The following is a 14906-nucleotide window of genomic DNA, read 5'->3' as shown; positions in this document are numbered from 1 at the left end:
GCCGCCCCCAAATTGAGCTTTCTATCACCGCGACAAGAAGAAAGGGGCAGGATCACCCTGCCCCTCCTATACTGCTCAGGTACCGGTCTTGATCTGCGTCCAGAGCCGGTTCAGCACGCGCTGTTCGCGCGGCCCATAGGGGGAGATGGTGAAGAGCTTGGAGACGGTTTCCTGCGGAGGATAGACGGCTGGGTTCTCCAGCACCTCCTTGTCGAGGAACTCCTGCGAGGCTAGGTTACCGTTGGCATACTGGACGTAGTTGGACGCCTTGGCGATCACCTCGGGCTTCATCAGGTAGTTGATGAACTCATGAGCCTCGTCGACATTCTTGGCGTCAGCCGGGATCGCCAGATTGTCGAACCACATGTAGGTGCCTTCCTTCGGGATCACGTATTCGACGTTCACGCCGTTACCCGCCTCCTCCGCGCGAGCCTTGGCCTGCAGCACATCGCCCGACCAGCCCATGGAAATGCAGGTGTCACCATTGGCAAGTTCGTCAATGTAGGCCGAAGAGTTGAAGCTCTTCACGTGCGGCCGGATGTTCATGTAGACCTCGGCGCCTGCTTCGAGGTCCGCGGTTTCCTTGCTGTCCGGATCCTTGCCGACGTAGTTCATCCCGATTGCGAAGGTTTCGTCAGAGGCGTCTAGGATGTTGATGCCGCAGGAGGCAAGCTTCTCCGCGTTCTCAGGCTTGAAGAGAACGTCCCAGCTATCGACAGGGACGTCGCCCAGCGCAGCCTTCACCTTATCGACGTTATAGCCGATGCCGGTGGTGCCCCACATGTAGTTGACGGCATACTCGTTGCCGGGGTCGTACTTTGCCAACCGCTCGGTGATCTGCGGCCACATGTTGGAGAGGTTCGGCAGTTTTGACTTGTCGAGCTTCTGGAACACGCCAGCCTGGATCTGGCGCGCCAGGAAGGGTCCGGTCGGCACCACCACATCATAGCCCGACCCACCGGCCAGTAGTTTCGTCTCGACGATCTCGTTGGAATCAAAGACATCATAGACGACCTTGATGCCGGTTTCCTTCGTGAAGTCTTCAAGCACAGACTCGTCAATGTAATCCGACCAGTTGTAGACGTGGACGACGCGTTCCTGGGCCGTGGCGGCAGTCGCGGCGAGAAGCGCACTGACAGCGAAAGCAGGTAGGTGGAGCAATTTGTTCTTCATAGTCTCTCCTGTTCCAGTTCCTTTTGGCCCCATGAGGCGCCTCTGTTCCCTGGCGTGAGACTAAGAAGGAAAGGCGGGCACCACAAGCCAAAAATCGGCAGTGCAACAAGACCGTCACTGGAAGTCGAAGGCGCTCAACCCAGCAACCATTTCGTCGAGCCCGAGGGGCCGGGTGAGCGGCGGCTCGGCGCGCGCCAGACAACCCTGCCGCTCGCATAGACGGCAGGCCGCCCCCGCCAGCACTCTCGCTGACGCCGCTGCCACAGCAGGTCCGTAGACCGTGTCGGCTGCCAGAGGCAGTTCGCAGCCGAGCAAGATCGCCGTGCGCCTCAGCCGCTCCCCAAAGGCTGCTTGCGGGGCTTCCACCGTTCGCGAGACGGTGAGGAATGTGCTTCCATCCGGCATTTCCACAGCTTCCGCCAGGACCTGTCCCGGCTGCGCGAAGGCAGAGTGGATTCCGAGCTTCGGACACTGCCCACCGAACGCTGCCTTCGGATATCCCTGGGCACCCGCCCGGCGGATCGCGTTGCCCGCGTGGTCAAGCTCGAGAAGAAACCACGGGATTCCGGCAGCTCCTGGCCGCGCCAGGCTCGTCAGCCGGTTCGCGACCTGCTCAAACGAGACGTTGAACCGGGACCTCAGGACATCGATGTCGTACTGCACGCGCTGTGAGGCAGTCAGAAAGGGGCCGTAGGGCATCATCAACGCATGCGCGGCGTAACGAGCAAGTTCGAAGCGGGCGATACGCCGTGCCTCACCCGTTGAAAGCGAGAGTGCGTCGAGTTCGATAGAGATCTCCTTGCCCAAAGCCAGGAGCGCGACTTCCATGGCGAGTTCCCGTGTGCGGTCGAAGGGAGACATCCGCTCCGACAGGAAGAGCCGCATCGTGTGCCGGTCGTAGCGGCGACGCAGATTGGGCATGGCGTGCACGGGCAGAGTTCGTACGGCGATGCCGTGTTCGGCCTTCAGCCAAGACCTCAGGCCGGATGCAACGTCTTCGCTCGCGCCCAGCCGCTCAACGAACTGTTCCGCCGCATCCTCAATGCCCGCGAAGAAATTCTGGCGACGCTCCAGTTGCTCCCGAACCTCGTCCATCGGGAGCCTTGCTCCGGCGACCGATGTCTGGTGCCCCTCCTGGGCGAGCATATCTGCTAGGTCGGTCAGCCGGGCAGCCTGCTCGCGATAGGCGCGGTAAAGCTTGACTACGCCGAGTGCAGCGTTCGGTGCAGCCTCCGCAACCTCGATAATTTCCTGGTCGCCGGGTATTTCGCCGGAAAGGAGCGGCTCAGAGAAAACCTCTCGCAGTTGGGCGGCAAGGCCATTGCCCTCACCCTGAAGCATGTCGAGGTCGACCTTGTAGGCGGCCGACAGCTTGAGCAGCAACTGAACGGTCAGCGGGCGCTGGTTGCGCTCAATGAGATTTAGGTACGACGGTGAGATGCCGAGTCCGTCCGCCATGGCCGACTGCGTCAGGCCCATGCTCATGCGGACCCGCCGCACTCTCGCACCAGCAAAGATCTTGCGTTCCGCCATTTGTCACCTTCTTTACAAGATCTAGTCGCCACTAAGGCTTTACAAGATTTACATCTTCACATTGTCGGAAGTCAAATCCTCAGACATTGTAACCCGTTTCTTGGACCGGAAACGATGCATTCTGTCGCGTTTAAGCGTTCAAAGCTGTAAATCCAGTGACAAGCAGGGGCGACACGGTCTCGCCTCTCCGGATAACTTAGAATGCTAAGGAGGGCATTAAATGACAGATTTTTACAACTTGATCCCCAACGCACCGAAGGGGCGCTACGACGGCATCGAGCGACCCTACACCGCAGAAGACGTCAAGCGCCTGCGCGGCTCGGTCGAGATCAAGCACTCGCTGGCCGAAATGGGCGCGACTCGGCTTTGGAAGCTCATCAACGAGGAGCCCTTCGTCAACGCGTTGGGCGCCCTGTCCGGCAACCAAGCCATGCAGATGGTCCGTGCAGGCCTGAAGGCGATCTATCTTTCCGGATGGCAGGTCGCTGCGGACGCCAACACAGCCTCCGCAATGTACCCGGACCAGTCGCTTTACCCTGCGAACGCGGCGCCGGAGCTCGCAAAGCGTATCAACCGTACCCTCCAGCGCGCAGACCAGATCGAGACCGCTGAAGGAAAGGGTCTTTCCGTCGACACCTGGTTCGCACCCATCGTTGCAGACGCGGAAGCCGGCTTTGGCGGACCGTTGAATGCCTTTGAGATCATGAAGGCATTCATCGAGGCCGGCGCTGCGGGCGTTCACTTTGAGGATCAGCTCGCGTCGGAGAAGAAGTGCGGCCATCTCGGCGGCAAAGTCCTGATTCCGACGGCAGCCCACATCCGCAACCTGAACGCCGCACGCCTCGCAGCCGACGTCATGGGCGTTCCCACCTTGATCATCGCCCGGACCGACGCGGAAGCTGCCAAGCTTCTCACTTCGGACATCGACGAGCGCGACCGTCCCTTCGTCGACTACGATGCGGGCCGTACGGCAGAAGGCTTCTATCAGGTCAAGAACGGCATCGAGCCCTGTATCGCCCGGGCGATCGCCTATGCTCCGCACTGCGACATGATCTGGATGGAGACGGGCAAGCCGGATCTGGAGCAGGCGCGCCGCTTCGCTGAAGCCGTTCACAAGGCTCATCCGGGCAAGAAGCTCGCCTATAACTGCTCGCCGTCGTTCAACTGGAAGAAGAACCTCGACGACGCGACGATCGCCAAGTTCCAGAAGGAGCTGGGTGCAATGGGCTACAAGTTCCAGTTCATCACGCTCGCTGGCTTCCACCAGTTGAACTACGGAATGTTCGAGCTCGCCCGCAGCTACAAGGATCGCCAGATGGCGGCCTATTCGGAGCTGCAGGAAGCGGAATTCGCGTCTGAGGTCAACGGCTACACCGCGACCAAGCACCAGCGTGAGGTCGGCACCGGTTATTTCGACGCGGTCTCCCTAGCGATCACCGGCGGGATGTCATCGACCACTGCAATGAAAGAATCGACGGAAACGGAGCAGTTCCGACCAGCCGCCGAGTGATGATGCGCCTCTTCCCTGAGAGAGACGTCAAGAACCCCGGAAACAAGAGGAGAAATGCCATGAATGTCCAGACCCGAGTCAAGGAACGCGCCGAGGAACAGTCCTCTGCAATGTCTTCCGACCAGCAGGCGGCAATCCGGGTGCTTGCCAATGACCTGCATAGGCTCAACCAGTCGGTGATGAAGGCGGTGGAGGCCGGTGTCTCAGTCGAGCTCGTTCGCTCAGCCCGCCATCATGGCGGAGGCGGGAACTGGGGAGACCTGCTGATCCCGGTGGTCGTGACGCAGGCTCAGTAGACGTCCGTGCCAGTCACGAGAATCAAGAACGGAACGGCGGCATTAGGCCGCCGTTTCCGGCATATAGCGGAGTTTCCGACTGTCAGCGAGTGCGCCGTTTCGTTCGGCAGGAAACCTTTGTTGAATTACATAGACCTGCGTTTCACGCACCTGCACGAGGCGCCGTATCGTCGCGATACAACTCCCGGCGAAAGAACGCTCGACAGGCTAGATTCAGAAGACGGCAGGAAGTGCAAGAAGAGCCGCAATTGCGCAAATGCTCACGGCAAGGAGGCGCAGGCGCATCGTCGATGCCCTCTCCTTGGCCTGAGCGACAGCGACGGCTTGAGCACGGCGGGCTTTCTGCATGAGACTATCCCCAATGTCGGTCGTTTTGCTCCCTACGATGTCGCGGCGGGAGCATGTCAGCCATTGAACAGCGCAAATAGGCTGGCAATAAGGCAGGATCACCCACCTTCCCTTAACAACGCCTGAATCGCTCGCCCCTATACCGCATCCCCGCAAACATGCCCTGAGGCCCAGGCCCACTGGAAATTGTAGCCGCCCAGCCAGCCGGTTACGTCGACACATTCGCCGATGAAGTAGAGGCCAGGAACGCGTCTTGCGGCCATTGTTCGCGAATCCAGTTCGCTCGTGTCGACGCCACCGATTGTGACTTCCGCCGTCCGATATCCCTCAGACCCTGCCGGAGTGAGCGACCACGCCTGGACGGTCTGGCGAAGCGCGTCGAGAGCCTTGTCGGACAAGTCCGCCAGTTGGCCGCCGACGGTTGAGCTTTCCGTCAGGAACTGAGCCAGTCGCTTCGGCAGCACCTCCCCCAGCACTGTCTGTGGCGCCTGCTTGCCGTTATGCTTTCGTGCCGCCTTCAAGAGCGCGAGAAAATCGATGTCCGGTCCGATCTTCAACTCAATCGCACTGCCCTCCCGCCAGTAGGAGGAGATCTGAAGAATAGCCGGTCCGCTCAGTCCACGATGAGTAAAGAGAACGGCCTCGCGGAAACTCGTCTTGCCGTGACGTACTTCGGCTGGAACGCTGATACCGGACAAGGGTGAGAGCCGCTCCAGGGTTGGCGGGTCCAAGGTCAGCGGCACCAGGCCCGGTCGCGTCTCAACGACATTGAGCCCAAACTGGTCCGCCACACGGTAGGCGAGGCCGGTGGCGCCCATCTTCGGAATGGACTTTCCCCCTGTCGCGATGACAAGTGCCCCCGCCTCGACTTCGCCACCGGCCTTAAGACGAATGCGGAAGCCGGCCGACATGCTTTCTACCGCCGCGACTTCCTGCTGCAGCTCCATCACGACGTCCGCAGCCTGCATCTCCGCGAGCAGCATATGAATGATGTCCTTGGCGCTGTTGTCGCAGAAGAGCTGTCCCAGCGTCTTCTCGTGCCAAGGGATCCGGTGACGCTCCACAAGATCAAGAAACTGGCGGGGCGTATAGCGTGCCAAGGCGCTTTTTGCGAAATGGGTGTTGCGCGAGAGGTAGTTGTTCGGCCCGGCATCAATGTTGGTGAAGTTGCAGCGTCCCCCACCAGAGATCCGGATCTTTTCGCCGGGGGCTTTGGCATGATCCAGCAGCAGCACTTTCTTACCGCGGCTCCCTGCCCGGATCGCGCACATCATGCCGGCAGCGCCCGCACCCAAGATCACCGCGTCGAACTTCCTGGCCAAGCGAAGGCTCCTTCTTTTGTCGACCTGCTGTTTTAGATCATCTCCGCAAAGTCAATGGTGACCTCTCGCCAACTGACGATCTGCGGCTATGATGCGGCCTTCGATCAACCTCGCCCCGGTGACCCATGGCACGTAAAGAAACCACTTCCACCTCGACCCAAGGCGCAGTCCTCAAGTCGACGGGCAATACGCCCGTGCAGCCGGCACTGACGTCGCTTCGCGGCGTAGGGGACTGGCGGGAAGCGGCGCTCTGGCTGAGGACTCGCGGTATCGAGGACATCGAATGCATCACCCCGGATCTTGCCGGCGTGCCCCGCGGCAAGATGATGCCGTCTTCCAAATTCACATCCAACACGTCACTCGCGCTCCCCTCCGCCCTCTACCGGCATACCATCTCCGGAGAATATCCGGACGAGACGGGGAGCTTTCGCTACGAGCCGCGCGACAGCGACCTCAAGCTGGTTCCTGATCTGTCCACCATTTCCGTCGTGCCTTGGGAAACGGATCCCACTGCGCAAGTGATCTGCGATGTCGTCGGCACGAGTGGAGAGAGCGTTCCCTATACCCCTCGAGCCGTGCTGAAGAACGTTGTGGAGCTCTACCGGGAGCGGGGGTGGCGACCTGTCGTAGCACCAGAGATCGAGTTCTACCTCGTGGCCAAGAATGACGATCCGGACTATCCGCTGCATCCACCGCGGGGCCGGTCTGGACGGGCAATCCTGGGTGGCCAGGGCTATTCGATTGCAGGTATAAACGAGTTCGATGAACTGATTGACGACATCTATCACTTCTCGGAGAAGCAGGGCCTTGAGATTGACACCCTGATCCACGAGGAGGGACCTGCGCAACTTGAGATCAACCTGCGCCACGGTGATCCGATCGAACTGGCCGATCAGGTCTTCATGTTCAAGCGGACGATCCGGGAGGCGGCGCTGAAGCATGGCATCTATGCCACTTTCATGGCGAAGCCGATGCAGGGACAGGCGGGTTCGGCGATGCACATCCACCAGTCCGTAATTGACGTCGAGACCGGGCGCAATATCTTCTCGAATGAGGATGGGAGCCCGTCTCAAGAGTTCTTTCACTTCATCGGCGGGATGCAAAACTACGTGCCGAAGGCACTCGTGATGATGGCCCCTTACGTCAATTCCTATCGTCGTCTGACGCCCGACATGGCGGCTCCCGTGAACAATGCGTGGGGCTACGACAACCGTACGACCGCCTTTAGGGTTCCCGTCTCGGACGCGGCGGCGCGTCGCGTAGAGAACCGGCTACCGAGCTCGGACGCCAATCCCTATCTCGCTCTTGCCGCCTCTCTCGGCTGCGGCCTGCTGGGCATAACCAAGGGACTGGAGCCGGAGCCGCCGACGGAACATACTGCCAATGAAGGCACGATCGACCTGCCGAGAGGCCTGCTCGAGGCCGTTTCGGAACTGGAGGCGGAGCCGGCACTGGCAGAGGTCTTCGGCAAGGAGTTCATCGGCCTTTATGCAGGCGTAAAACGCGGCGAGTTCGAAACCTTCATGCAGGTGATCAGCCCCTGGGAACGTGAATTCCTGCTGCTCAACGTCTGAGGAGGGCGACATGACGCCGTGGCAGAGCCCCATCGCTCCGGGTATTTCTTGGTATCAGGAAGCCTCGATGGATCGCCCCACCTATCCGACGCTCAGTGAATCCAAGGCTGTGGACGTTGCAATCGTCGGCGGCGGCTTCACGGGGCTGCAGGCGGCCTACCATCTAGCCATACGTGGCACCTCTGTAGCCTTGCTTGAAGCTCATCGGTTGGGCGACGGTGCTTCGGGCCGCAACGGCGGGCAGTTCGGTACTGGGCAGCGGGCTTGGCCGGAGGAACTCGAAAAGCAGGTCGGCTTCGAGCGCTCCAAGGCACTTTTCGAGATGGCAGAAGGAGCCAAACGCTACCTACTCGATTTCGCAGACGAGCACGGCATCGACATGGACTACATGCCGGGCCAGATAAACGTGGCTCACAAGCGAGGACTGGAACGGGACTACAGGGCCAATGCCGAGATCGCGGCCGACCGCTACGACTATCCCCACCTCTCCTTCATGGACAGGGCGGAGACTGCGGAGAGACTCGGCTCAACCCGCTATTACTGCGGCGTACGTGACGCCGGTACAGGCCATATCAATCCGTTGAAGCTTCTTGTAGGACTGGCTCGTGCAGCCGGTTCCGCAGGCGCGCAACTGTATGAGATGACAAAGGTCGCGCGCGTGCAGCGTCAGGGCAACAGGATAGAGCTCCTCACTGCAACAGGTACGATCACGGCCGATCGCGTATTGCTCGCGACCAATGGCTACGTCGAAGATCTGGAGCCGGTAACGGCGGCTCATATCATGCCGATTGGTTCTTTTATTGCGGCGACGGAGCCACTGGACGATCATCCCGATGTGCTGTCGGGTGGAGAAGCTGTCGCGGACTCCCGGTTCGTTGTGCGCTATTTCCGCAAGTCGAAGGACAACCGACTGCTGTTTGGCGGCCGCGAAGTCTACTCCTCCAAAAACCCCGCTGATACTGCCGATTATATCCGAAAGCAGATCGTTGAAACCTACCCGGCGCTGAAGGACATCCAAATTACCCATGCCTGGGGCGGCAATGTTGGGATCACGCTACCTCGACAGCCTTTCGTGCGCGAGGTTTTGTCCGGCGTGACCTCGATTGGCGGGTATTCCGGACACGGTGTGATGTTGTCCAACTTCTGTGGCAAGATGTATGCGGATCGTATTTCCGGCGCGCCCAATGGACTTGACCTCCTCGAGGCACTGGACGTTCCGCGCTTCCCCGGCGGGCAACGTTTGCGAAACCCGTTGCTGTTTCTCGCCCTGACCTGGTTTGCACTTCGCGACAGGCTTTAGCCCCGGCAAAAACTGACTTGAGGGGTAGAATAATTAAATCGATTAGATTACTAGAGCGGTGAATGCCGATTTGAACGAGTAGCCCCATGAGCAGCCAGATAATACCGGTCGATCCCTTTGATTGCGTCGTCTTCGGCGGCTCGGGCGACCTTGCAGAACGAAAGCTTCTTCCTGCGCTCTATCACCGTCAGATCGAGGGTCAATTCCTTGAACCGACGCGGATCATCGGCGCTTCACGAAGCCCGCTTTCGAACGACGACTATCGCAGCTTTGCCCGCGAGGCCTTGAAGAAGCACCTCAAGCGCGGTGAGTACAAGGAAGATGAGGTCGAGACATTCTGCAAGCGGCTCTTCTATGTGGCGGTCGATGCCAAGTCGGATCAGGGATGGGGTGAACTGAAAACGCTGCTGGACGAGCGCGAGGAGAGCGTTCGTGCCTTCTACCTGGCGGTCGCCCCCTCGATCTTTGGCGCCATCTCCGAAAAGATCCGCGACCACAAGCTCATTACCGAACAGACACGCATCGTCGTCGAAAAGCCGATCGGACGAGACCTCGCATCGGCTTTGCAGTTGAACGACACGATCGGCAGGGTCTTCCCTGAAGACCAGATCTTCCGCATCGACCACTATCTCGGAAAGGAGACGGTGCAGAACCTGATGGCGCTCCGCTTCGCCAATGCACTCTACGAGCCGCTTTGGAACGCTGAGCATATCGACCATGTGCAGATCACGGTCGCGGAATCGGTCGGTCTAGAGGGCCGAGCGGGATACTATGACACTGCTGGCGCGCTACGCGACATGGTGCAAAATCACATACTCCAGTTGCTCTGTCTCGTTGCGATGGAAGTCCCCTCCTCGTTGAGCGCCGAAGCAGTGCGCGACGAGAAGCTCAAGGTGCTTCGCGCATTGAAGCCGATTACGGAAGCCAATGTCGAGCAGTTGACCGTTCGGGGGCAGTACCGTGCCGGCGCATCCTCAGGCGGCCCGGTCAAAGGCTATCTTGAAGAGTTGGAAGGCGGCGTCTCCAATACGGAGACCTTCGTCGCGATCAAGGCCGAGATCGGCAACTGGCGGTGGGCGGGCGTGCCCTTCTACATCCGCACCGGCAAGCGGCTTGCCGATCGCGTGTCGGAGATCGTCATCACCTTCAAGCCGATCCCTCACAGCATCTTCGACAGCGCTGCCGGCCGCGTCAACGCAAACCAGTTGATCATTCGCCTGCAGCCCGACGAGGGCGTGAAGCAGTCTCTGATGATCAAGGACCCCGGCCCAGGCGGCATGCGGTTGCGGTGTGTCTCGCTCGACATGAGCTTTGCTGAAGCGTTCTCAGTGCGCCATCCCGACGCCTATGAGCGCCTTTTGATGGACACCATCCGCTCCAATCAGACCCTCTTCATGCGCCGCGACGAGGTCGAGGCCGCTTGGCAGTGGATCGACCCCATCCTTTCCGGCTGGGAAGCAACCGGCCAGGCTGTTCAAGGCTACACAGCAGGAACCTGGGGTCCTAGTCAGGCTATAGCACTGATCGAACGCGACGGGCGGACGTGGCATGAATCGTGATATGGTTGAACTCTCAATGCACGAATTTGCGGATGCGTCCACGCTGGCGGAGAAGCTTGCAGACCAGGTGTCGCATCGGCTAGCTGCGGCCATCGAGGCAAAGGGCCGGGCCAGCATTGCAGTGTCTGGAGGGTCGACGCCGAAGAAGTTCTTCCAGGCCCTGTCCACCCGCGATATCGCCTGGAATAGAGTCACCGTGACCTTGGTGGACGAGCGCTTCGTGCCGGTCAACGATCCGCGTTCAAATCATGCCCTCGTTCGTGACAACCTCCTGCAACATCAAGCACGGGCTGCCCGCTTCATACCTCTCTTCCATGATTGCCCCGATGTCGAGGAGGCCGCAGCGCGTGCGACGCAGGAGACCGAAGACGTTTCCAGACCCTTCGACGTCGTCATTCTGGGGATGGGGGGCGACGGACATACGGCATCATTTTTTCCGGGCGGAAATCATCTCGCGGAAGCGCTCGATCCGTCCGCGCCGCGCTGTGTCATCTCAATGGAAGCACCTGGGGCCGATGAACTGCGCCTCACCTTCTCCTTCTCGAGCCTGAGCGACGCAAACCTGCTCGTGCTCCACATCGAGGGTGAGGCAAAAAAGGACGTTCTGAAGAAGGCGCAGTCCGGCACCGACGAAAACGAGATGCCTATACGCGCAGTACTCAACCGGGCCGCTTCACCGGTAGGTATCTACTGGGCCCCGTGAAGATCTGAAGCAAATCTTGCGGAGCACCCGGCGGGGCGTCTGCCACGTCAAAGCGACATGCTCCTGAACAAAGGATATGGCCATGGCTGCTCACTCCAGCATAGAAGCAATCACAGCACGTATCGTGGAGCGCTCAAAGCCTCACCGCGAGGCCTATCTCGAGCGAGTCCGGGCAGCAGCCTCGCGGGGGCCGCATCGTGCAGTCCTTTCTTGCGGCAACCTCGCCCATGGCTTTGCCGCCTGCTCTCCCAGGGACAAGAGTGATCTCGCTGGTGACGTGGTTCCCAACCTAGGAATCATCACCGCATATAACGACATGCTCTCGGCACACCAGCCCTATGAAACCTTCCCGCCGATCATCCGCGAGGCGGCGCGGGAAGTCGGCGGTGTTGCGCAAGTGGCCGGTGGAGTGCCGGCGATGTGTGACGGCGTGACCCAGGGCCAACCAGGGATGGAGCTTTCGCTCTTCTCCCGGGATGCTATCGCGATGGCAGCGGGAATCGGGCTGTCGCACAACATGTTCGATGCGGCCGTCTTTTTGGGAATCTGCGACAAGATTGTCCCAGGCTTGGTCATTGCCGCCCTCTCCTTCGGCCATCTACCGTCCGTGTTCATCCCGGCGGGCCCCATGACGTCCGGCTTGCCGAACGACGAGAAGTCACGCATCCGCCAGCTTTATGCCGAAGGCAAGGTTGGCCGCGATGAACTGCTGGAGGCTGAATCAAAGTCCTATCATGGCCCGGGAACCTGTACCTTCTACGGCACCGCAAATTCCAACCAGATGCTGATGGAGATCATGGGATTCCACCTGCCCGGGGCCTCCTTCGTCAATCCGGGCACACCGCTGCGGGATGCGCTGACAAAGGAAGCGGCAAAACGCGCTCTCGCGATCACTGCCTTGGGGAATGAATTCACACCGGCCGGTGAGATGATTGACGAGCGCTCGATCGTCAATGGCGTCGTCGGCCTGCACGCAACAGGCGGGTCGACCAACCATACGCTACATCTGGTCGCCATGGCCCGTGCGGCAGGCATTCAGCTGACCTGGCAAGACATATCCGAACTCTCGGATGTCGTACCGCTGATCGCCCGGGTCTATCCGAACGGACTTGCCGACGTGAACCATTTTCATGCCGCCGGCGGCATGGGATTCCTGATCAAGCAGTTGTTGAAGGGTGGGCTATTGCACGACGACGTCCGGACTGTTGTCGGTCACGGCCTTGACGCCTATACGGTCGAAGCGAAGCTCGGCATGGATGGCATCGTGGTTCGGGATCCGGTGCAGGAAGAGAGTGGCGACCCGAAGGTTCTCGCGAGGATCGAGGAGCCCTTCCAGTCGAACGGCGGCTTGAAGATGCTAACAGGCAATATCGGTAAGGCTGTGATCAAGATTTCCGCGGTCAAGGCGGAGCGGCATGTCGTTGAAGCCCCGGCCCTCGTGTTCAATGACCAGCAGGAACTACAGGACGCCTTCAAGCGGGGCGAACTCAATAGGGATTTCGTCGCCGTCGTCCGCTTCCAAGGACCAAAAGCGAACGGAATGCCAGAACTGCATCGACTGACGCCACCACTCGGAGTCCTACAGGACCGTGGCTATAAGGTCGCGCTCCTTACGGATGGTCGCATGTCCGGCGCGTCCGGCAAGGTGCCCGCAGCCATCCATGTAACACCCGAGGCGTCCGATGGTGGATCCATCGCCCGCATCCTCGATGGCGACATCATCCGCTTGGATGCGGCACAGGGTACGCTGGAAGTGCTGGTCGATGCCGAAGAGTTCGCGGCTCGCGAACCTGCGAAGGCGGAACTGGCAGGCAATGAGTTCGGGATGGGCCGCGAGTTGTTCTCGGTCTTCCGGCGCAATGCCGGTCCGGCCGACCTGGGAGCCAGCGTCTTTGCCTGAACAGGGCGGACGCCACGGAAGCCGCCGTTTTGCCTGATACGGTTTATTCGTCTACCAGGAGCGGATATCCAGAACCCTGTCGCGATGCGCAGGGTGGGTGCTGAACACAAAGATCCTATCCAGCTCCTTCTGCGTCAGAAGCTTGAGGAAGCGCACCTCGATCGTGTTGTTGGAGTAAGTCTTCATCAGCAAGCATCCTACCTTCGTGATCCGCGCATCGGGGATATCGAGGTAGAACTGCTCCGGCAGCTTGTATTGGGTGAGTAAGCCGAGAACTGCTCCGCTCATCGAGATTCGCAGCACGTCGCAGCGCCGCGAAGCCATGTTCATCACGCCCTTTTCGGTATATTCGATGCGAGCGGCATTCATCGTGTCTTCCATTCGAAACCGTGGCTCACGGTCGTACATGAATGACTGTTCCTTGTTCAGAAAGTGGTTCTTGCCGCCGCTGTGGATGCCCACGACCTATCTCCTTATCAAGCGAAAGAACGCTAGCCGTTCAAGCTTAACGAAGGGTTTTCGGACAAAGCCAACGTCGTCCGGGAATGACCTCCGCATCCTTTAGGTTCGGTAGGTCCTGCCGTCAGCATCGAACAGATGAAGTTTGTCCTGCGCCGCATCCAAGCGGATCGTATCTCCCTTTCTGGCAGCGAAGATCCCGGGCATCTTGGCGATGATCGGCTCATGGTCCCCGATCGGCTCGAGGTACAGTAAGGTGACCTCACCCAGCGCTTCCACTATTGCGACCTTGCCTTCGAACAGGAAGTCATCGCCTTCGACAACGGAAAGGTCCTCGGGTCGCACCCCGAAGCTCGCTGCTTTGCCCATCTCGGGCGCATGGGTCGCTACAGGCAGTTTCACCGCCTTGCCGTCGGGCAGCGTGACGGTCGTTGTGTCTCCTGTCTGCGTTATCCGCGACGGAATGATGTTCATCGCGGGAGATCCGATGAAGCGCGCCACAAACAGGTTCTGCGGCCGCTCGTAGAGTGCGAGCGGTGGTCCCACCTGTTCGATCCGGCCCGCGGAGAGTACGACGATCCGGTCCGCAAGGGTCATCGCCTCCACCTGGTCGTGGGTCACGTAGATCATCGTGGTATCCGGCATCGACTCCTTCAGCTTGGCAATCTCGATGCGCGTAGCGACCCGCAAGGCGGCGTCGAGATTTGACAGCGGCTCGTCGAAAAGAAAAACCTTGGGGTCTCGGCAAATGGCCCGCCCGATGGCTACACGCTGCCGCTGGCCACCCGACAGGGCCTTGGGTAGTCGATCGAGATAAGGCGCCAGCTGCAGGATATCCGCCGCCGCGCGCACGCGTCGGTCGATTTCGGTCTTGCTTTCACGTGCTATCCGCATCCCGAAGGCCATATTGTCGTATACGGTCATGTGCGGGTAAAGCGCGTAGGATTGAAAGACCATCGCGATTCCACGCTTGGATGGGGGCACCTCATTGACGAGTTGGTTGTCGATGAACAACTCACCGCCAGTGATCGTCTCAAGCCCCGCGATCATACGCAGCAAGGTGGACTTCCCACAGCCCGAGGGGCCCACGAAGACGACGAATTCTCCCTGCTGGATTTCCAGGTCGATGCCGTGGATTACCTTGATTTGCCCATAGGCCTTCCGGATGTCCTTCAAGACGACGCCGGTCATGCAACCCCCCTCTTGTTTTCGTAGCCTGCAACGGAAAG

Annotated in this window: 13 protein-coding genes; 7 read left to right on the top strand and 6 right to left on the bottom strand. The window is 59.9% G+C overall.

Going from position 1 to position 14906, the window contains the following annotated elements; translation table 11 throughout:
• Positions 1–75: 75 nt before the first annotated feature.
• Both LXM96_RS12045 and LXM96_RS12040 read right to left on the bottom strand, forming a co-directional pair.
• Positions 76–1173 (bottom strand): polyamine ABC transporter substrate-binding protein, encoded by a 1098-nt coding sequence (locus LXM96_RS12045; protein WP_239998740.1) that lies wholly within the window; start codon positions 1171–1173, stop codon positions 76–78.
• Positions 1174–1287: 114 nt separating this feature from the next.
• Complete coding sequence (locus LXM96_RS12040) at positions 1288–2706, bottom strand: helix-turn-helix domain-containing protein (RefSeq protein WP_239998739.1); 1419 nt, start codon at positions 2704–2706, stop codon at positions 1288–1290.
• 220 nt (positions 2707–2926) lie between these two features.
• Between LXM96_RS12040 and aceA the strand changes: the two genes are divergently transcribed.
• Entirely contained in the window at positions 2927–4216 is a 1290-nt protein-coding gene (gene aceA, locus LXM96_RS12035; protein WP_239998738.1) for an isocitrate lyase, read from the top strand.
• Positions 4217–4275: 59 nt separating this feature from the next.
• Positions 4276–4512 (top strand): SMc00767 family acetate metabolism repressor, encoded by a 237-nt coding sequence (locus LXM96_RS12030; protein ID WP_239998737.1) that lies wholly within the window; start codon positions 4276–4278, stop codon positions 4510–4512.
• 213 nt (positions 4513–4725) lie between these two features.
• On the opposite strand, the gene LXM96_RS21600 is transcribed toward LXM96_RS12030, so the two are convergent.
• Positions 4726–4860 carry a hypothetical protein gene (locus tag LXM96_RS21600; protein ID WP_262913618.1) on the bottom strand — a complete coding sequence of 45 codons (135 nt, stop codon included), beginning with the start codon at positions 4858–4860 and terminating at the stop codon, positions 4726–4728.
• A 137-nt stretch (positions 4861–4997) separates the two neighbouring features.
• On the bottom strand, positions 4998–6134 hold the full coding sequence (locus LXM96_RS12025) for a BaiN/RdsA family NAD(P)/FAD-dependent oxidoreductase (RefSeq protein ID WP_239998913.1): 1137 nt from the start codon (positions 6132–6134) through the stop codon (positions 4998–5000).
• 173 nt (positions 6135–6307) lie between these two features.
• On the opposite strand from LXM96_RS12025, the gene LXM96_RS12020 reads away from it, so the two are divergent.
• The 5 genes from LXM96_RS12020 to edd all read left to right on the top strand — a co-directional run bounded on the left by LXM96_RS12020 (position 6308) and on the right by edd (position 13218).
• Positions 6308–7756 carry a glutamine synthetase family protein gene (locus tag LXM96_RS12020; protein WP_239998736.1) on the top strand — a complete coding sequence of 483 codons (1449 nt, stop codon included), beginning with the start codon at positions 6308–6310 and terminating at the stop codon, positions 7754–7756.
• A 10-nt stretch (positions 7757–7766) separates the two neighbouring features.
• The gene (locus LXM96_RS12015; protein WP_239998735.1) at positions 7767–9056 is read left to right on the top strand and encodes an NAD(P)/FAD-dependent oxidoreductase; all 1290 of its coding nucleotides are present in this window, start codon (positions 7767–7769) and stop codon (positions 9054–9056) included.
• 86 nt (positions 9057–9142) lie between these two features.
• The gene (zwf, locus tag LXM96_RS12010) at positions 9143–10615 is read left to right on the top strand and encodes a glucose-6-phosphate dehydrogenase (protein ID WP_239998734.1); all 1473 of its coding nucleotides are present in this window, start codon (positions 9143–9145) and stop codon (positions 10613–10615) included.
• A 1-nt stretch (position 10616) separates the two neighbouring features.
• Positions 10617–11318 (top strand): 6-phosphogluconolactonase, encoded by a 702-nt coding sequence (gene pgl / locus LXM96_RS12005; RefSeq protein ID WP_239998912.1) that lies wholly within the window; start codon positions 10617–10619, stop codon positions 11316–11318.
• Positions 11319–11400: 82 nt separating this feature from the next.
• Positions 11401–13218, top strand: a complete 1818-nt coding sequence (edd, locus tag LXM96_RS12000) for a phosphogluconate dehydratase (RefSeq protein WP_239998733.1) — start codon at positions 11401–11403, stop codon at positions 13216–13218.
• A gap of 51 nt (positions 13219–13269) precedes the next feature.
• On the opposite strand, the gene LXM96_RS11995 is transcribed toward edd, so the two are convergent.
• Complete coding sequence (locus LXM96_RS11995) at positions 13270–13626, bottom strand: hypothetical protein (RefSeq protein WP_239998911.1); 357 nt, start codon at positions 13624–13626, stop codon at positions 13270–13272.
• A 153-nt stretch (positions 13627–13779) separates the two neighbouring features.
• Entirely contained in the window at positions 13780–14868 is a 1089-nt protein-coding gene (locus tag LXM96_RS11990) for an ABC transporter ATP-binding protein (protein ID WP_239998732.1), read from the bottom strand.
• Between the last annotated feature and the right edge of the window lie 38 nt (positions 14869–14906).

Origin of the sequence: Rhizobium halophilum (assembly GCF_021648825.1) — a bacterium.
Taxonomy (GTDB): Bacteria; Pseudomonadota; Alphaproteobacteria; order Rhizobiales; family Rhizobiaceae; genus Neorhizobium; species Neorhizobium halophilum.
This window is presented reverse-complemented; position numbering and strand designations above follow the sequence as displayed.